Source organism: Granulicella rosea (assembly GCF_900188085.1).
Lineage (GTDB): Bacteria > Acidobacteriota > Terriglobia > Terriglobales > Acidobacteriaceae > Edaphobacter > Edaphobacter rosea.
Genome location: NZ_FZOU01000004.1, coordinates 90,593 through 109,030 on the forward strand (window position 1 = coordinate 90,593; position 18,438 = coordinate 109,030).

Annotated in this window: 18 protein-coding genes; 15 read left to right on the plus strand and 3 right to left on the minus strand. The window is 63.7% G+C overall.

What is annotated here, in order from left to right; translation table 11 throughout:
* Positions 1-110: 110 nt before the first annotated feature.
* On the minus strand, positions 111-722 hold the full coding sequence (locus CHB87_RS12250) for an RNA polymerase sigma factor (RefSeq protein WP_176441723.1): 612 nt from the start codon (positions 720-722) through the stop codon (positions 111-113).
* A 300-nt stretch (positions 723-1,022) separates the two neighbouring features.
* Here CHB87_RS12250 and CHB87_RS12255 point away from each other — a divergent pair, with 300 nt between their 5' ends.
* From CHB87_RS12255 to ahcY, 5 genes are all read left to right on the plus strand, one after another.
* Entirely contained in the window at positions 1,023-2,111 is a 1,089-nt protein-coding gene (locus CHB87_RS12255; protein ID WP_089408744.1) for a homocysteine S-methyltransferase family protein, read from the plus strand.
* Entirely contained in the window at positions 2,108-4,810 is a 2,703-nt protein-coding gene (metH, locus tag CHB87_RS12260) for a methionine synthase (RefSeq protein WP_089408745.1), read from the plus strand. Before CHB87_RS12255 ends, metH begins: the two co-directional genes overlap by 4 nt.
* A 174-nt stretch (positions 4,811-4,984) precedes the next feature.
* The gene (locus CHB87_RS12265) at positions 4,985-5,491 is read left to right on the plus strand and encodes a DinB family protein (protein WP_245817967.1); all 507 of its coding nucleotides are present in this window, start codon (positions 4,985-4,987) and stop codon (positions 5,489-5,491) included.
* Between the two features lie 302 nt (positions 5,492-5,793).
* Positions 5,794-7,161 (plus strand): glucose-6-phosphate dehydrogenase, encoded by a 1,368-nt coding sequence (gene zwf, locus CHB87_RS12270; protein WP_089408746.1) that lies wholly within the window; start codon positions 5,794-5,796, stop codon positions 7,159-7,161.
* A 224-nt stretch (positions 7,162-7,385) separates the two neighbouring features.
* On the plus strand, positions 7,386-8,843 hold the full coding sequence (ahcY, locus tag CHB87_RS12275) for an adenosylhomocysteinase (protein WP_089408747.1): 1,458 nt from the start codon (positions 7,386-7,388) through the stop codon (positions 8,841-8,843).
* An 89-nt stretch (positions 8,844-8,932) separates the two neighbouring features.
* Here the strand turns inward: ahcY and CHB87_RS12280 are convergent, their stop codons facing one another.
* On the minus strand, positions 8,933-9,676 hold the full coding sequence (locus CHB87_RS12280; RefSeq protein ID WP_089408748.1) for a DUF4397 domain-containing protein: 744 nt from the start codon (positions 9,674-9,676) through the stop codon (positions 8,933-8,935).
* Positions 9,677-9,859: 183 nt separating this feature from the next.
* Here CHB87_RS12280 and CHB87_RS12285 point away from each other — a divergent pair, with 183 nt between their 5' ends.
* Entirely contained in the window at positions 9,860-11,335 is a 1,476-nt protein-coding gene (locus tag CHB87_RS12285; RefSeq protein ID WP_089408749.1) for a hypothetical protein, read from the plus strand.
* 37 nt (positions 11,336-11,372) lie between these two features.
* On the opposite strand, the gene CHB87_RS12290 is transcribed toward CHB87_RS12285, so the two are convergent.
* Positions 11,373-11,717 (minus strand): ComEA family DNA-binding protein, encoded by a 345-nt coding sequence (locus CHB87_RS12290; protein WP_089408750.1) that lies wholly within the window; start codon positions 11,715-11,717, stop codon positions 11,373-11,375.
* Between the two features lie 337 nt (positions 11,718-12,054).
* Here CHB87_RS12290 and hisI point away from each other — a divergent pair, with 337 nt between their 5' ends.
* Genes hisI through hisF form a run of 9 tightly spaced genes read left to right on the plus strand, consistent with a single transcriptional unit; the run spans position 12,055 to position 18,389 of the window.
* Positions 12,055-12,429, plus strand: coding sequence for a phosphoribosyl-AMP cyclohydrolase (hisI, locus tag CHB87_RS12295; protein ID WP_089408751.1), 375 nt, complete (start codon positions 12,055-12,057; stop codon positions 12,427-12,429).
* Positions 12,419-13,294 (plus strand): ATP phosphoribosyltransferase, encoded by an 876-nt coding sequence (hisG, locus tag CHB87_RS12300; RefSeq protein ID WP_089408752.1) that lies wholly within the window; start codon positions 12,419-12,421, stop codon positions 13,292-13,294. Before hisI ends, hisG begins: the two co-directional genes overlap by 11 nt.
* A gap of 23 nt (positions 13,295-13,317) precedes the next feature.
* On the plus strand, positions 13,318-14,586 hold the full coding sequence (gene hisD, locus CHB87_RS12305; RefSeq protein ID WP_089408753.1) for a histidinol dehydrogenase: 1,269 nt from the start codon (positions 13,318-13,320) through the stop codon (positions 14,584-14,586).
* A complete protein-coding gene (gene hisC / locus CHB87_RS12310; RefSeq protein ID WP_089408754.1) occupies positions 14,583-15,725 on the plus strand; it encodes a histidinol-phosphate transaminase in 1,143 nt (380 codons plus the stop codon). Before hisD ends, hisC begins: the two co-directional genes overlap by 4 nt.
* Positions 15,713-16,321 carry an imidazoleglycerol-phosphate dehydratase HisB gene (gene hisB, locus CHB87_RS12315; protein ID WP_089408755.1) on the plus strand — a complete coding sequence of 203 codons (609 nt, stop codon included), beginning with the start codon at positions 15,713-15,715 and terminating at the stop codon, positions 16,319-16,321. The genes hisC and hisB overlap by 13 nt, the downstream gene beginning before the upstream one ends.
* A gap of 3 nt (positions 16,322-16,324) precedes the next feature.
* Positions 16,325-16,729, plus strand: a complete 405-nt coding sequence (locus CHB87_RS12320; protein ID WP_089408756.1) for a YybH family protein — start codon at positions 16,325-16,327, stop codon at positions 16,727-16,729.
* Entirely contained in the window at positions 16,726-17,334 is a 609-nt protein-coding gene (gene hisH / locus CHB87_RS12325) for an imidazole glycerol phosphate synthase subunit HisH (RefSeq protein WP_089408757.1), read from the plus strand. Before CHB87_RS12320 ends, hisH begins: the two co-directional genes overlap by 4 nt.
* A gap of 2 nt (positions 17,335-17,336) precedes the next feature.
* Entirely contained in the window at positions 17,337-17,618 is a 282-nt protein-coding gene (locus CHB87_RS12330; RefSeq protein ID WP_089408758.1) for a biotin/lipoyl-containing protein, read from the plus strand.
* Positions 17,619-18,389, plus strand: coding sequence for an imidazole glycerol phosphate synthase subunit HisF (hisF, locus tag CHB87_RS12335; protein WP_089408759.1), 771 nt, complete (start codon positions 17,619-17,621; stop codon positions 18,387-18,389).
* Positions 18,390-18,438: the final 49 nt, after the last annotated feature.

The window sequence follows — 18,438 nt, forward strand, 5'->3', positions numbered from 1 at the left end:
TCTCGCAATGAACGGGGTCCGCGACAGAGAAAAGTTGAGCTGTTTGCGCGGCAAATTTGGTCCCGACAAAGCTGCGCGACTCACGCCTAGCACCCACTCTGCTTAGATTTCTACTGCCCTCTTGCATCCATGCGAACACGCCCGCTTCCAGGCTGGCACAGGATCGTGGAAAGCTCGATCCGCGCTCGCAGCAGGCGCGACTTCGTCGCCGACAGCGACAGTCCCGCCATCGCCGCGACCTCCGAGATCGTCAGGTCGTCGGACTGGCGCAGTTCCGTCACGCCGCGCAGCGTACGCGGCAGATGGCGGATCGCCTGCTTCAGATGGACATAGCGCTGCCGCTCCGCCAGGCTTCTCTCCGGATCGGGCAGAGGGCAGACCGGCTCGATGAAGCGGGGTGTATCGTCGGCCTGCAGCTCGTCGAGCGACTGCATGGGGTGCGCGACGCGTTTACGCAGCGACATCAGCGCCGCATTGATCGCGATCCGTGTCAGCCAGGTGGAGAACTTCGCGCGCCCATCGAAGCCGCCCAGGTGCAGATATACCTTCAGCAGCGTCTCCTGCAGCGCATCCTCCGCGTCTTCGCGATTCTTCAGAATGCGGTTGATGACGAAGAAAGCCATGCCCCGGTAGCGGTCGCAGAGCTCCACATACGCCTGTTCCACCCCAGCCTGCGCCAGAGCAACGAGTTCGACATCCGTCTGTACAATTCGCTGGGCCATGGAAGCTCCTTTGTGTCGCTGAAGTCGTCTTTCCTGCAGCTGCCGGGACGCCATCGGCGGCGCGTCCGACGCCGCTCCAACAATTTCGTCTATGGCGTTATCGAAACCTTATCTCCCGGCATCGTGCCCCGGAAACCCCATCCGGGCTGAAAGCGTATACCTCTTTCGAGTGGGGCGCCCGGCCGCGCCGGGGATCCCTTTGCAGCCACCTCGCTATAATCGAAAGATGTGCCCCGGCCCCGTCGCCCGCCACGCCGCACCCATCTGCGACCTTGCCGCATGCCGCACATCGAAAGAGATATGACCGACGCCGTACAGCATCCGCTCTCGAAGATCCTCGAAGACCGCATCGCCATCATCGACGGCGCCATGGGCACAACCATCCGCACCTACGGCATGGCCGAGGCGGACATCCGTGGCGAGCGCTTCGCCAACGCCGACAAAGATCTGCTGAACAATGGCGACCTCTTCTCGCTCACCCAGCCGAAGATGATCATGGACATCCATCGCCGCTTCCTCGAGGCCGGCGCGGACATCCTCGAGACCAACACCTTCGGCGCGACCAGCATCACGCAGAGCGAGTTCTTCGTCGACGACCCGCGCGAGCATGGCGGCCGCAAAGACCCGGAGTTCTATCAGAAGATCGTCGAAGACGCCTCGCTGAACCAACTCGCCTGGGACATCAACTACACCTCCGCGCAGCAGTGCCGCCAGTGGGCCGACCGCGTGTCGAACGAGACCGGCCGGCAGCGCTTCGTCGCCGGGGCCATCGGCCCGTTGACGGTCTCGCTTTCAAACTCGCCCGACGCGGACGACGCAGGCTTTCGCGTCGTGACCTTCGACCAGGTGAAGGACGCTTATATCCACCAGATTCGTGCGCTGATCGCCGGCGGGTCGGACCTGCTTCTGGTCGAGACGATCTTCGATTCGCTCAACGCCAAGGCCGCGCTGGTCGCGATTCGAGAGGTCTTCGACGCGGATAAGGTCACACTGCCGATCATGATCTCGGCAGCCGTCGGTCGCGGCGGCGAGACGCTCATCTCCGCCCAGACGACCGAGGCCTTCTGGAACGCCGTGAAGCATGTGAAGCCGCTCTCGATCGGCCTCAACTGCTCGCTCGGGCCGGACCTGATGTACCCGTTCCTCAGCGAACTTTCGGAGAAGGCCGACGTCGCCATCTCCGCCTATCCCAATGCGGGCCTGCCCAATCCGCTGTCCGAGACCGGCTTCGATCTCGGCCCGCCCGACATGGCTCGCTATCTCGGCGGCTTCGCAAAGGACGGCCTCATCAACATCGCCGGCGGCTGCTGCGGCAACACGCCCGAACACATCGCCGCCATTGCGAAGGCGCTCGAAGGCAAGGCGCCGCGAAAGATTGTCACCAAATGAGTATCGAATCCAAACCGTTGCGTCTCTCCGGTTCGCAGCCCTTCACCCAGCAGCCCGGCGTCTACATGATGATCGGCGAACGCACCAACGTCGCCGGTTCGCCGAAGTTCGCGAAGCTGATCAAAGAGGGCAAGTACGAAGAGGCCGTCGCGATCGCGCGCCAGCAGGTGGAGAACGGCGCCAACGTCATCGACATCTGCATGGATGAGGGCATGATCGACGGCGTCGCCGCGATGACGCGCTACCTGCAGTTGCTCGCGAGCGAACCCGAGGTCGCGAAGGCTCCCTTCATGGTCGACTCCTCGAAGTGGGAGGTCATCGAGGCGGGCCTGAAGTGTCTGCAGGGCAAGGGCATCGTCAACTCCATCTCGCTCAAGGAGGGCGAGGAGAAGTTCCGCGAGAATGCGGCTAAGATTCTGAAATACGGCGCGGCCGTGGTCGTCATGGCCTTCGACGAGAACGGCCAGGCAGCCACATACGCCGAGAAGATTCGCATCTGCGAGCGCGCGTACCGCATCCTCGTCGACGAGGTCGGCCTGCCGCCCGAGGACATCATCTTCGACCCCAACATCCTTACCGTCGCGACCGGCATGGAGGAGCACAACAACTACGCGGTCGACTTCATCGAGGCCACGCGCTGGATCAAGCAGAATCTGCCGCATGCCAAGGTCTCGGGCGGCGTCTCGAACATCTCCTTCAGCTTTCGCGGCAACAACAAGGTCCGCGAGGCGATGCACTCGGCCTTTCTCTACCATGCGATCCAGGCGGGCATGGACATGGGCATCGTCAACGCCGGCATGCTCGAGGTCTACGAAGAGATCGAGCCGGAGCTGAAGGTTCTGGTCGAAGATGTGCTGCTCAATCGCCGGCCCGATGCGACCGAGCGGCTGGTCGAGTTCGGCGAAAAGCTCAAAGGCACGGGCACGGCCGTCGAAGAGAAGAAGACGGAAGAGTGGCGCAACGGGTCGGTCGAGGAGCGGCTTTCGCACGCGCTGGTGAAGGGCATCGACAGCTACATCGAGATCGATGCCGAGGAAGCGCGCGTGAAGCTGGGCCGTCCGCTGCTGGTCATCGAAGGCCCGCTGATGGACGGCATGAGCGTCGTCGGCGACCTCTTCGGCGCGGGCAAGATGTTTCTGCCGCAGGTGGTCAAATCCGCGCGCGTGATGAAGAAGGCCGTCGCCCATCTCACGCCGTTCATGGAGGCCGAGAAGGCCGCGATGGAGGCCGCCGGGCTGATCGTCAAGGCGCAGGGCAAGATCGTACTCGCGACCGTCAAGGGAGACGTTCACGACATCGGCAAGAACATCGTCGGCGTGGTGCTGGCCTGCAATAACTACGAGGTCATCGACATGGGCGTGATGGTCTCGTCCGAAAAAATCCTTCAGCGCGCGAAGGACGAGAAGGCCGACCTGATCGGCCTCAGCGGCCTCATCACGCCGTCGCTCGACGAGATGGTCCACGTCGCGAAGGAGATGGAGCGCCAGGGCTTCACGCTGCCGCTGCTGGTCGGCGGCGCCACCACCAGCCGCGCGCACACCGCGGTCAAGATCGCCCCGCACTACAGCCAGCCCGTCGTGCATGTGCTCGACGCCAGCCGCGCCGTGCCGGTGACTACCAGCCTGCTGAGCGAAGACGGCAAGGAAGAGTTCGTCGCGAAGCACCGCGCCGAGTACGAGGCCATCCGCAAACAGCACTCCGCGCCGAAGCAGCAGGTCGTCCCACTCGCCGCCGCTCGCGTGCGCCGCACGCCCATCGAATGGCGCGCCGAAGACCTCGCCCAGCCCGAGTTCACCGGCACCCGCGTGCTCGACCACTTCCCCCTCGCCACGCTGCGCGAGTACATCGACTGGTCGCCTTTCTTTCACACCTGGGGTCTCAAAGGCATCTACCCCCGCATCTTCGAGAACGAGAACAACGGCGAACAGGCGCGACAGATCTTCGAGGACGGCAACCTCCTGCTCGACCGCATCATCGCCGAAAAGCTCATCACCGCGCGCGGCGTCTATGGCTTCTTCCCCGCCTCGGCCATCGGCGACGATGTCGCTCTCTACACCGACTGCCAACGCACCGAAGAGCTGACCCGCTTCCACTTTCTACGCCAGCAGGCGAACCGCGAAGGCAGCGAGCCCTGCCGCTCGCTCGCGGACTTCATCGCCCCATGTGAGACCGGCCTCGCGGACTATATCGGCGCCTTCGCCGTCACCGCCGGCATCGGCGTCAAGGAACTCTGCGACAGCTTCCGCGCGGACAACGACGACTACAACGCCATCATGACCGAGGCGCTCGCCGACCGGCTCGCCGAGGCCTTCGCCGAGTGCCTGCACAAGCGCGTGCGCGACGAGTGGGGATATGGCCGCGCCGAGACCTACACCCCCGCCGAGATGATCGAGGAGAAGTATCGCGGCATCCGACCCGCGCCCGGCTACCCCGCATGCCCCGACCACACCGAGAAGGGCACGCTGTGGAACCTGCTCGACGTCAGCGCCAACACCGGCATGCAGATCACCGAGTCCTACGCAATGTGGCCCGGATCGAGCGTCAGCGGCATCTACTTCGCGCACCCGGAGTCGCGCTACTTTTCGCTGGGCAAGATCGATCGCGACCAGGTCGCCGACTACCACACGCGGAAAGGCATGACCGTCGCCGAGGTAGAGCGCTGGCTTGGGCCAAACCTGAACTACGATCCGGCGGAGTAGGGTTTTCGGTGGATTTATGGGGCTTCAGCCCTGGGCACTCCTTGTGACAGGGCATAAGTTCGCCGTCAGCGGCGTCAACGCCTTCGGATGACGCCTTTCCCCACACGGCCACGGCATGGATTTCGGCCGCACGGAAAATGTGCGTCGCCGTTGGCCGCCGCACATCCAAAGCCTATGCCTCTCGAACAGACCACCCTATCGACCACGGAGGCGGGCATGCTGACTGCCGCCATCGGAACCTGGAAGCTCGTCACCGGCCGCGCCGACAAGCTCTTCGCCGGCGCCAGCGAAGAGCGGCTCTACACCGAACTCGCGCCCGGCAAGAATCGCCTCATCTATCTATGGGGACACCTCACCGCCGTCCACGACCGCATGCTGCCTTTGCTCGGCCTCGGTCCGCGCCTGCATCCGGAGCTGGACGCCATCTTTCTGACCGCGCCCGATAAGACCGTCGCCGAGCTCCCTTCCACCGCCGACCTGACCTCCGCCTGGGCGGGCGTGAACGCCGCGCTGCTCGCCGGCTTCGACAGCCTCACCCCGGCCCAGTGGCTGGAGCGCCACGCCGACGTCTCGCCGGAGGATTTCGCCCGCGAGCCGCACCGCAACCGCCTGGCCATCCTGCTCAACCGCACGAACCACACCTCCTTCCACCTCGGGCAGGCAGTTCTGGCCCCTAAGTAGACGCAAACAGGAAGGTCAACCTCTTCGACGCATCCGGCAGGGCGTTCTGTGCGAGTGCCCTGCTCGACCCCGGCGTGGAATTCGTTCTCGCCATTGGCCGCGCGCTCCTCGACCGGCAGCACCCCAAGCTGCGCGCACTCGTCCATCAGGATCTGTTCGAGTACGACGGCGTAGCCGCGCACCGCTAGACCCGGCGATCTCGACCCGCATCCGCCAAATTGGCTAGCCTCGCAACACACTTCAGATAGACTCTTTGAGCGTAGCCCTGCATCAAATCGATAGATGCGCGAAGGAGTTCGAACGTGGATAAAGTGAAATCGGATGCACTGGTGTTCTTCGGAGCCACCGGCGACCTGGCCTACAAACAGATCTTCCCCTCCCTGCAACGCCTCGCCAAACGCGATCTGCTGAACATACCGGTTATCGGCGTCGCGAAGTCCGGCTGGACCCTCGACGACCTGAAGGCCCGCGCGCGCAAGAGCGTCGAAGAGCATGGCGGCCTGGACCCTGTCGGCTTCGAGAAGCTGATGAACGTCCTGCAGTATGTGGACGGCGACTACGCCGCGCCGGAGACCTTTCAGCAACTCAGCGAAAAGCTGGCGGGCGCGAAGCACCCCATCCACTACCTCGCCATTCCGCCCAGCCTCTTCGGCCGCGTCATGGAGCAACTGAAGCAGGCCGGTCTGTCCGAGGGCGCGCGCGTGTTGGTCGAAAAGCCCTTCGGCCGCGATTACGACTCCGCCGTCGCGCTCGACGAGATCGTCAAGAGCACCTTCTCCGAGGCCGACGTCTTCCGCATCGACCACTACCTCGGCAAGAACGCCGTGCAGAATATCCTTTACTTCCGCTTCGCCAACTCTTTTCTCGAGCCGATCTGGAACCGCCAGTACATCGAGTCGGTCGAGATCACGATGGCCGAGAAGTTCGGCGTGCAGGGCCGCGGATCGTTCTACGACGCCGTCGGCGCGGTCCGCGACGTCGTCCAGAACCACATCATGCAACTGCTCAGCAACATCGCCATGGAGCCGCCGCCGGGCATCGAGATGGAGCTGGTCCGCGACGAGCGCGTGAAGGTGCTGCGCAGCATCCAGCCCATCAAACCCGAGGATGTGATCTTCGGCCAGTTCGAGGGCTACCTGGACGAGCCCGGCGTCGCTGCGGGTTCGAAGGTCGAGACCTTCGTCGCGCTGCGCCTCTATATCAACTCCTGGCGCTGGAAGGGCGTGCCATTCCTCATCCGCGCCGGCAAGTCGCTCGAGACCACCACGACGCAGATCGTCGCCAAGATGTGCGAGGCTCCGGCCATCTTCTCCGACCAGATTCCGCCACAGAACTACATCCGCTTTCAGGTCAGCCCGGAGATGAAGATCGCCCTGGGCGCGTCCGAGAAGAACTTCGGATCCGGCTGGAACGGTCACCCGGTGGAGCTGCTCGCCGCCACCCTGCCCGGCGCCGACGACACCCTGCCCTACGAGGAGCTCTTCGAAGACGCCATGATCGGCAACCAGCGGCGCTTCGCCCGTCAGGACTACGTGGAAGCGTCCTGGCAACTGCTCGCCCCGATCCTGAACGGCTCCGTGCCCGTTCACCCCTATAAGCCGGGAAGCGGTGGGCCGGAGGAGGCGAAAGTGCTCGCCGGGGACGTCGGCGGATGGTCGCATCTGGGATAGAAGTCGAACGCCAGCCAGGATCGCAGTTTCGACCGGAGCGCAGCGCAGTGGAGATCACCGCACTGCGCTCTTGTCGTCGCCGGCTCGGTTCAAGACCTCTATTCCACCAACAAGCTACTCTCGCGGATTTCGCAGCACCACCCAAACGCCACACAAAGCGTCCAATCCCCAGCCCAGAATGATATTCTTGGACCGTTTACTGATGAAGCAATGAGGAGTTTCGAATGAGCACAGCAGCAGTTGAAACAGCGATTCCCGCCGGGATCGCAGCCGAGTATAAGGTTGCCGACATCTCCCTCGCGGCCTTTGGACGCAAGGAGATCGATATCGCCGAGCAGGAGATGCCCGGCCTGATGTCCATCCGGCGCAAGTACGCCGCAGGCAAGCCGCTGCAGGGCGTGCGCGTCACCGGTTCGCTGCACATGACGATCCAGACCGCCGTGCTCATCGAGACCATGGTCGACCTCGGCGCCGATGTGCGCTGGGCGAGCTGTAATATCTTCTCCACCCAGGACCACGCCGCCGCCGCCATCGCCGCCGCTGGCGTTCCGGTCTTCGCCTGGAAAGGCGAGACCCTCGAAGAGTTCTGGTGGTGCACGAACCAGGCGCTCGCCTTCCCCGACGGCAAAGGCGGCTTGCTCGGCCCCGAACTCGTCATCGACGACGGCGGCGACGTTACCCTGCTGATCCACAAGGGCGTCGAGATGGAGAAGGGCGATGGCTGGGTCAACTCCGCATCCGGCTCGCTCGAAGAGTCGGTCATCAAGAAGCTCCTGAAGGACGTTCACGCCGAATACCCGACGCGCTGGACCGATGTCGCGGCCAAGTGGCGCGGCGTCTCGGAAGAGACCACCACCGGCGTGCACCGGCTCTACAAGATGGCCGAGAAGGGCACGCTGCTCGTACCCGCCATCAACGTCAACGACTCCGTCACCAAGTCGAAGTTCGACAACCTCTACGGCTGCCGGGAGTCGCTGGTCGACGGCATCAAGCGCGCGACCGACGTCATGATCGCGGGCAAGGTTGCGGTCGTCTGCGGCTTCGGCGATGTGGGCAAGGGCTCCGCGGCGTCGCTGCGCGGGCTGGGCGCACGCGTCATCGTCACCGAGATCGACCCCATCAACGCGCTGCAGGCGGCCATCGAAGGCTACGAGGTCACCACCATCGAAGAGACGCTCGGACGCGGCGATATCTACGTCACCTGCACCGGGAACGTCGACATCATCACGCTGGAGCACATGAAGCTGATGAAGGATCAGGCCATCGTCTGCAACATCGGCCACTTCGACAACGAGATCCAGATGGAGCCGTTGAACGCCGACAAGACGGTCTCCCGCCTGAATATCAAGCCGCAGGTCGACAAGTACACCTTCGATACCGGCAACAGCATCTTCATCCTCGCCGAAGGCCGCCTGGTGAACCTGGGCTGCGCCACCGGCCACCCCAGCTTCGTGATGTCGGCCAGCTTCGCCAACCAGACGCTGGCGCAGCTCGACCTCTGGGCCAACAAGGACGTCTACAAGGTTGGGATCTACATCCTGCCCAAGAAGCTGGATGAAGAGGTCGCCCGCCTGCACCTGGAGAAGATCGGGGTCAAGCTGACCACGCTCTCGGAGAAGCAGGCTGGTTACCTGAACGTGCCGGTCGAGGGTCCGTACAAGGCTGACCACTACCGCTACTAAACCGCCAGACGGCAACGCCCCGGCCGATGGCTGGGGCGTTGCCGTTTGTGGGGAGTTCCGAGGCCGGAACCCCATGCTTTCACCGAAATTTAGGTTGCGCCAGCCGAATCGTAGTCCGCAGCTGTAATCACCTGCAGGCCCGGGGTGGTCGCCAGCGGCTGATTGATGAGCACCAGTGTACGCACCGAACCGCCCGTGTATGTGACCGCCGTGCCCAGATAGGTGGCGACCGTCGTCGAGGTGGCGACCGTACCGGCCGGCAATGCGACGAGCGTGTAAGTACCTGCGGAAACATTCACATAGCCTGAGTTTGAACCGAAGGCCACGTTATACAGCACCGGCTTGCTGGTCAGCAGCGTGCCGCTCGACGAGACGAGGTAGAGGTCCAGCGTGCCCGCCGCCGGCGACTGGTCGAGGAAGCGCAGCGCCACCTGTCCGCTGGGCGCCGGCGTGCTCTGATCCTGCAGCACGGTCTCCGTAAGACCGGCCACGTAGTTGCCGATCAACACGGTGTATTCGTTATTCACATTGAACGAGCCGCGCGCGCTGATGAGCTGCTGCTTGCTGTTCGCCACGTCGGCGGAGATCGCATAGCTGCCCGGTGTGATCGGCACATAGGACGTTGCCGTGCCGAATCCGAGATTGTAGGCGAGAACGCCGGAGCCCTCGTAGATGTCGAGACCGGGCGCATCCGGGCTGGTATCGATGATCCGGACCTGCGAGACGACCGCGTTTCCGGCAATGCTCTGGCAGCCCGGCAACGCGCCCAGCACCAGCCCGAGAACGGCGAGACGCGCACTTTGCTTCGCGAGATGGAGATGCGTGACGGACATAGGCTCCCGAGACGGCCTGAGCAACTTGAAATTATTCTGGCCAGCCTTCACTCTAACCGATTTCGGTGCATTTTCGAACGAGGAAAACGCGTTCGAAATCGAACGTTCCGGGTGTGGTTCCGATTGCAGACCGTAGTTCGCCACCGAAAGGTTACCTTTGCGGTATGCTGCTCGCACCCATCCATGCGGCCTCTTCGTCAACTCGTCCTCTGGAGCGCCCTCGCCGGTCCGGCGGTGGCATACGCTCAGACCACGCCGACGATCGCCGAATGCCTCGCGCGGAAGACTGCGGCGGCCGATCCTGCAGCCGAAGCGCACCTCCAGCAGTTGCGCATCGCGTCTCGCGGGCCGATCGATCAAGCGCTCGCGACGATCAAGGCCGAGGCCGCCGCGCATCCCGAGGACGCCAGCCTGCAGGATCTTCTGGGGCGCGTCCTCTACCGCAACGGCGAGCTCTCTCACGCCATCGAAGCGATCAATCGCTCCATCAAGCTGGACCCCTGCGAAGAGCGAGCGCACTACGATGCGTGGCGGATCGAATCGACGGCAGGCCTGTTCGCCGACGCACAGAAGCAACTCGATCTCGACCATCAGCTCGCGGCCCCGGACGCAGCCGTGCAGCGCCTCTGGGCGAATACACAAGCTCCGTCTCCGCCCGGCGTGGTGGTCGATTCGCCGCCGCACTTCAACTTCTACGCGCGCCATCTGGACTGCGACGGCATCCCGGTACGCGCAGCGGCGGTGGTGGACCCTGCCGCGCTGCCCGCCACGTGCGCGCATATTCGCACGATGCTCGCGCATATTCCGAACGTGCGGGCGAACATGGTTGCGCGCGGCGCCGAGATGCACATCACAGGCTCGTACCAGATCATCTCCGACCTGCCGGAGTACCGCGACGAGCGCGGCGAACGCAAGTTTACGCATCCCGGCGAGCAGGCGGGCGTCGCCGAAAAGGTCGATATCGACTCCTACGCGGCGGCCCTGGGCGGCATCTACAGCACCTGCCCGGAGAGCAATGTGCTGCACCTGCCGGGCGATGGCTTTGGACCGAAGGCCGAGGTCTGCGTGCATGAGTTTGCGCACGACGTGATGGGAACGGGCTTCGACGCCGGCATGCGGGCGCAGATCGAACGCGTCTACAAGTCGTCGATGACGAAGGGTCTGTGGAAAGGCGCCTATGCGGCGACGAATGAGCACGAGTTCTGGGCGGAGATCTCAACGGCTTACTTCGGAGCACAGGGCAACGTCTCCCATATGGAGACGCCGCATCCCGCGCCCGGCCCGGAGGGGCTGAAGGCCTACGATCCGGAGGCGTACGCGTTGGCTGACCGGTTCTACTCCGGCCAGAAGCAGCCGAAGGTGATCCACATGCGCGAGGCGCGTGTCGTGAAGACGGCCGGGACCGGCGTCTACCCCACTGCGGACGTGGCGGAGTTGTTGTTCATCAACAACACCGCCGGCCGCCGGTACATCTACTTCGTGGATCGAACCGGCCAGCCGCAGGACTTCGGCGTGGTCGAGCCGTACAGCCGCAAGAGCCTGCAGTGCTACACCAACGAGTTCTGGATGATCCGCACCCCGCACAGCAGGGAGTTCGAGCTGGTTATGGTCGAAGACTCCGAGACGCGGGTGACCATCGACGATCCCCAAAAGCCCTGACCGGCGCCGGATAGGCCCAGCGCCGGATGAAGACCGGCTACTTCTTGGCCGGCGCCGCGACATGCTTCGCGATGATCAGGTCCTTGATCTTGTCGTAGGTCGCCTGCGGCACGATGCCCTTCTGGGTCAGCTGATTCTTCGCGGTGTACGGGCGGCCGTCGATGATGCGCTTGGAGTAGGCATCGCCCACGCCGGGCAGCGCCTTCAACTGGTCGACGGTGGCGGTGTTGATGTCGAGCTTGTCCTTATCGGCGGCGATCTTCTGCGAGACGGTGGGCTTTGCCGGCGCGGCTGGAGCGGGAGCAGCGGCCTGGGCGACGGCGAACGAGGTTCCAAGAGCGAACAAGAGGGCGGGTGCAAGCAGGCGGCGCAGAATACGCATTTCGGGTCGATCTCCTGGAGTTTGTATGAAACGGCGAGACTTGTGGCGACTCAGGATACCGGATTCCGCGCCCGATTTTCGATGAAAATTTCCAGTGAATCGACCGCCTCGAAGCGGCGGAAGGTTGACAAGCGCAGGGGTCGCGGCTAGCCTTGAAAGTAATGAGCGTTCGCCTTCACCACCGTGGCCACCACCATCATCATGCGACGAGCGTGTTGGCGGCTGTGTCCTGTGCGGTGAACTAAGCAACGCACGATCAGGATTCGAAAGGCCCGCTGACGCGCATCTCGCGAGCGGGCCTTTTTTGCTGTGTAAAACCAAGTCTGGAGACGGAAGCATGAATGCGGTATCTGATGCGACGGATGTAAGGAATGCGACGATCGACTTCGGCAAGACGGACGGCCTGGTCGCGGGCATCGTGCAGGACGCGGCGACAGGCGAGATCCTGATGCTCGGCTTTCTGAATGAGACGAGCTACCGCAAGACGCTTGAGAGCGGCTATGTAACCTTCTGGAGCCGCAGCCGCCAGAAGCTGTGGATGAAGGGCGAGACGAGCGGCAACCGGCTGAAGATCGTCAGCGCGGCAACCGACTGCGACAACGATGCGCTGCTCTTCAAGGTGCAGGTCGAAGGCGATGGCCTGGTCTGCCACGAGGGCACTGTCTCCTGCTTCACCAAACCGATTACCGTGGAGGCCGCAGGTGGCAAATAAGCTGAAGCTGGGAATTCCGAAGGGCAGTCTGCAGGACGCAACCCTTGCCCTGTTTGAACGCGCGGGCTGGCGCATCTTCGCCAATGGCCGCAGCTACTTCCCCACGATCGACGACGTCGAGATCGAGTGCATGCTGGTGCGCGCGCAGGAGATGGCGCGGTACGTCGAGCATGGCGCGCTGGATGCCGGCCTGACGGGCAACGACTGGGTGCTGGAGAACCAGTCCGACGTCGAGCGCATCACAAGCCTGACCTATAGCAAGCAGAGCCGCCAGACCGTGAAGTGGGTGCTGGCCGTGCCCGAGGACTCGCCCTACTACAAGCCCGAAGACCTGGCGGGCAAGATCATCGCGACGGAGCTGGTCGAATTTTCGAAGCGCTACTTCGCCTCGAAGAACATCCCGGTGACGGTCGAGTTCAGTTGGGGCGCTACGGAAGTGAAACCGCCGACGCTGGCCGACGCGATCGTCGAAGTGACCGAGACCGGCTCGTCCTTGAAGGCCAATCGCCTGCGCATCATCGAAGTGTTGATGGAGTCCGAGACGCAGTTGATCGCGAACAAGACCGCCTACGCCGACGCATGGAAGCGCGAGAAGATCAACAACATCTCGCTGATGCTAAACGCCGCCATCGCAGCGCAGGGCCGTGTGGGCCTGCTGCTGAACGTCGCCACCGGCCTTCTGGACGCCGTGACGGCGGAGCTGCCGGCGTTGAGCTCGCCGACGGTCTCGCAGTTGAGCAACGGCGAGGGCTTCGCGCTGAGCACGATCCTCGACGAGCGCGTGGTGCGCGAGGTGATCCCCAAGCTGAAGGCCGCGGGCGCGACCGGCATCGTTGAGTATCCGCTGAGCAAGGTCGTTCTTTAGTTTTGTAACTGCAAAGGGCACAGATGAAACTGGTAAGAACGTTTGGACGAAGTGCGAAGACCGCTGCCGCGTTGATCGAGTCGCTCGAGCAGCGCGGCGCGGTGAGCACGGCATCAGTGGAACCGGTCGTACGGAAGATCGTGGCCGATGTGCGCAAGGGCGGCGATGCCGGCCTGCGCAGGTATGCCGCGAAGTTCGACGGCCTCGGGCCGAAGGACGCGCTGCTCGTCTCGCGCGAGGAGATGCAGGCCGCATGGGACGAGACCGCGCCAGAGTTGCAGCTTGCCATGCAGACCGCGCAGGCCAACATTCGCGCCTTCGCCGAGGCGCAGATGCCCGCGGAGTGGACGCTCGATGCGGCCGTCGGCGTCAAGACCGGGCAGATCGTACGACCGCTCGCAAGCGTGGGCTGCTATGTTCCTGGCGGGCGCTATCCCCTGCCTTCGACGTTGCTGATGACGACCACGCCCGCGCAGGTGGCGGGTGTCGAGCGCATCGTCGTCTGCTCGCCCAAGCCCGCGAAGGAGACGCTTGCAGCCGCGTGGCTGGCGGGTGTGACGGAGTTCTATCGCGTGGGCGGCGCGCAGGCCATCGCCGCGATGGCGCTGGGCACGGCGACCGTCGGACGAGTGGACAAGATCGTCGGGCCGGGCAATCTGTACGTCACCGCCGCGAAGATCATGCTGTCGAGCGAGTGCGGCATCGACATGCCCGCGGGTCCGACGGAGATCGTCGTGACCAGCGAGACGGGCCATGCAGCGGGCATTGCCGCCGATCTCGTCGCGCAGGCAGAGCACGATCCGGAGACGCTGGCGGTGCTCATCACCAGTAACGCCGCGCTGGGTCAGGCCGTGGCGAACGAAGTGAAGCTCCAAGCCAAGGCGAACAAGCTGGCGAAGATCTCGATCCGCGCACGCGGTTGTATTTTTGTAACCGCCACGGTTACAGAGGCCCAGGAGCTGACGAACCGCCTGGCGCCCGAGCATCTTTCGGTCGATTCGGTGAAGGATCTGAAGTGGGTCCGCAACGCGGGCTCCGTCTTCGTTGGGCCGTATGCCCCGCAGTCGATGGGCGACTATGTCTCCGGCCCGAACCACGTATTGCCCACGGGCCGCGTGGGGCGCGTGCGCGGCGGGTTGAGCGTGATGGACTATGTGAAGCTGATCACAGTGCAGACCTACACCCGCGCGGGCCTGAAGGCGCTGGGGCCGCATGCGATTGCGCTGGCCGAGGCTGAAGGTCTTGTCGGCCACGCCGAGAGCGTAAGGGTCAAGATGGGAGCCAGGCGATGAGCATCTTTGTGGATGAGACCAATGTCGACATCGAGCTGGAGCGGGCATCCGCTCCGATAGAAGCGACGGCCACGGCGCCGCAGCCGCGCGCACGCGTGAAGGCGATGCCCGAGTATCATCCGCCGCTCGCAGCACGCGACATGCTGCGGCTGGACTTCAACGAGAACACCTTTGCGCCATCTCCGAAGGTGCTGGGGAAGCTGCGGCAGATCACGGCCGAAGGCCTGACCATCTATCCCGAGCGCGAGCATGCGGAGATCGATACGGCTGCATACCTCGGCCTCGACTCCGCGCAGGTGCTGCTGACCAATGGCGTCGATGAGGCCATCCACCTGCTCTGCACCACGTTCCTCGAAGAGGGCGATGAGGCGCTGATCGCCACGCCGAGCTTCTTCATGTACGACGTGAGCGTAGGCCTGATGACGAGCAGCCTGATCCGTGTGCAGTCGGATGAGACGCTTGCATTTCCGCGGGCGCGCTTCATGGCCGCGATCACGTCTAAGACGAAGCTCATCCTCGTCGCCTCGCCCAACAACCCGACGGGCGCGACGGTCGACCGCGCGGACCTGCTGGCTCTCTGCGCAGCGGCGCCGCGGGCCGTGGTCTTCGTGGATGAGGCTTACTATCACTTCCACGGCGAGAGCATGATGCAGGATGTCGGCCGCGTGAAGAACCTCGTCGTCGGCCGCACCTTTTCGAAGGCCTATGGACTGGCGAATCTGCGGCTGGGTCTGCTCGCCGGCGATGCGGAGCTTATCGGCTACATCCGCAAGGCGGCCTCGCCCTATAACGTCAACGGTGTCGCGCTCGCGTGCCTGCCGGAGGCGCTGCGCGACCAGGCCTACCTTGACTGGTATATCGCGCAGGTTCATGCTGGACGCGAGCGTGTGATGGCTGCGCTCGACGAGTTGGGAGTACGTTACTGGAAGAGCGCGGCGAACTTCGTACTGTTCGAGATTGGCCCGCGCCACAAGGAGCTGGTGGCGCGCATGCGCGAGAAGGGCGTGCTGCTGCGCGACCGTTCAAGCGACCCTGGATGCGACGGCTTTGTACGCATCACGATCGGCATTGAAGAGCATGTAACGCGCGGCATCGCAGCCTTGCGCGAGGTATTGAAGGAGATGGCATGGACGCGGTAACCGACGCAGTACGGGTAGGCACGATCAAGCGCGACACGACCGAGACACAGATTGCATTGACGCTGACCATCGACGGTCAGGGCTCGTACACGGTCTCGACCGGTATACGCTTCTTCGATCACATGCTGGAACTCTTTACGCGGCATGGCGGCTTCGACCTGCAACTGAAGTGTACGGGCGACCTCGACGTCGATCAGCATCACACGGTCGAGGATGTAGGCATCGCGCTGGGCGAGGCGTTCCTGCTTGCACTCGGCGACAAGCGCGGCATCATGCGCGCTGGCTACTTCGTGATGCCGATGGACGAGACGCTCGCGGTCGCGGCCGTCGACCTGAGCGGACGCACTGCGTACGCGGTCGAGGACCTGGTCGATGTGCCCTTGGTCGGCGACTTTCAGACCGAGCTGCTCACCGACTTCTTCGAAGGCTTCGCGCGCGGCGCCAAGTCGAACGTGCATGTGAAGACGATGTATGGGCGCAGCAACCATCATAAGATCGAGGCGATCTTCAAGGCGTTTGCGCGCGCCATGCGTGGCGCATGCAGTCGCGACGAACGCATGCGCGAGATGTTGCCGAGCACGAAGGGACTGCTCTAACCCATGGAAGACCACGCGAGCGCAAAGGCCGAGATCGAGGCGCTGATGACACGGCGTTGCGAGCTGCTCGTCAAGGGCGACCTCGTAGCGTCGATGCAGATGTGCGCGGAGGAGTATGAGCTTGTGCTGGGCGACGCGCCGACATTGATTGGACGCGAGGCCGTGATGGAGATGTATCGCTCGATCTATGCCGAGGCAGTCTTCGGCCTGAGCTTCAAGATCGAGGATCTGCGCGTATGCGGCACGCTGGCCGTGGTCTTCATGCGCGAGTGGATGACGCTGCAACCGCATCGTGGAACGGAGATCGAACACTTCGCGCTACGGCGTCTGAACGTGCTCGAATGTCGTAACGGAACATGGCTGTTCGTGCGCGCAATGGCGCATCTGCAGCCCCTGGTGGAGCTATGATCGCGGTTATCGATTACAAGGCCGGCAATCTGACGAGCGTCGTGAAGGCGTTGCATTATCTTGGCGCGGAGACGCTCGTCACACAAGATCCAAATGTCGTGCGCAAGGCCTCGAAGATCGTGCTGCCGGGCGTTGGGCACTTTCAGGCGACGCAGTTGCTGGCCGACCTTGGCATCACCAGCGCGGTGCGCGAGGCCGTTGCTGGCGGCACGTTGTTCCTTGGCGTCTGCGTCGGCCTGCAGTGGTTGTTCGAAGGCTCGACGGAAGCTCCGGAGACGGCTGGCCTGGGACATTTCGCGGGCCGTTGCGAGCGCTTCCCTGCGACGCACAATGGCGCGGAGCTGAAGTCGCCGCATGTGGGCTGGAACTCGCTCGAGGGCATCCGCGAGGACTCGCGTCTGCTGCGTGGCGTGGCCAACGGCGGCTATGTTTATTACACGCATTCGTGGCGGGCGCCGCTGGTGTCTGCAACCGCTTCGGTTACAGAATATGGCGGCGCGTTTACGGGCGTCGTCGAGCGCGACAATGTGATGGGCGTGCAGTTCCATCCGGAGAAGTCGAGCACGGTCGGGCTGCAGGTGTTGAAGAACTTTGTGGAGTTGTAGCGATGCCCTTTCTTTATGAGTTGAAGGTTACGGGCGATGAGCCTGCTTACACATTCGTCCAGCAGCTCGTACCCGTGGGCACGCTGGTCGGCACGGGTCAGGCGATGGCTACACTGACCGATGGGGCGATGGAGTTTCATGTGCCCGCGCCGCGTCAGGGCCTGCTGGTTGAGTGGTTCGTCGAGCATGGCGCGATCGTCGAGCGGGGCGACCCGATTGCGCGCGTGGTGTGCGAGGGCGAGCGCGTGGATGTGGCGGATGCGGAACCGATGAGGCTGGGATAGATGCTGACCAAGAGAATTATCGCCTGTCTCGATGTGCGCGGTGGCCGCGTCGTCAAGGGCATTCAGTTCGTAGATATCATCGATGCGGGCGATCCGGCGGAGCTGGCGCATCGTCACGCGGCGGCGGGCGCGGATGAGATCGTGCTGCTCGACATCACGGCGACGCATGAAGGGCGCGGCACGCTGATCGATACGGTGAAGCGGACGGCTGCTTCCCTGTTTGTGCCGTTCACCGTAGGCGGCGGCGTGCGTTCGGCCGACGATGCGGCGGCGGTCTTCAATGCGGGCGCGGACAAGGTGAGCATCAACTCCGCGGCCATCGCGCGGCCGGAGTTGATCGGCGAGATCGGCTCGAGCTTCGGGGCGCAGGCGGTGATCGTCGCCATCGATGCTCGGCGTGGGCCTTTGGGTGTCGAGGATGCGGAGGTATATGTCTCCGGCGGGCGCAAGGCTACGGGGCTGCGGGTCGTCGACTGGGCGCGCGAGGCGGAGCAGCGTGGCGCGGGCGAGATTCTGCTGACCTCGATGAATACCGACGGCATGCGCAATGGCTTCGACTGCGAGTTGACCGCGGCGGTGAGTGCGGCGGTGCAGATTCCGGTGATCGCCTCGGGTGGGGCTGGGACGGCGGCTCACTTTGTGGATGTGTTTGGGCATGGGCGGGCGGATGCTGCTTTGGCTGCGAGCATCTTTCACTTCGGCGTTACGGATTCGCGGGCTTTGAAGGGTGAGTTGCAGCGGGCTGGTGTGAGTGTGAGGCTGCCGTGTTAGCGAACAAGACAAAAGCAGATTCCCTTCGGGAATGACAAGCAAAAAAGCA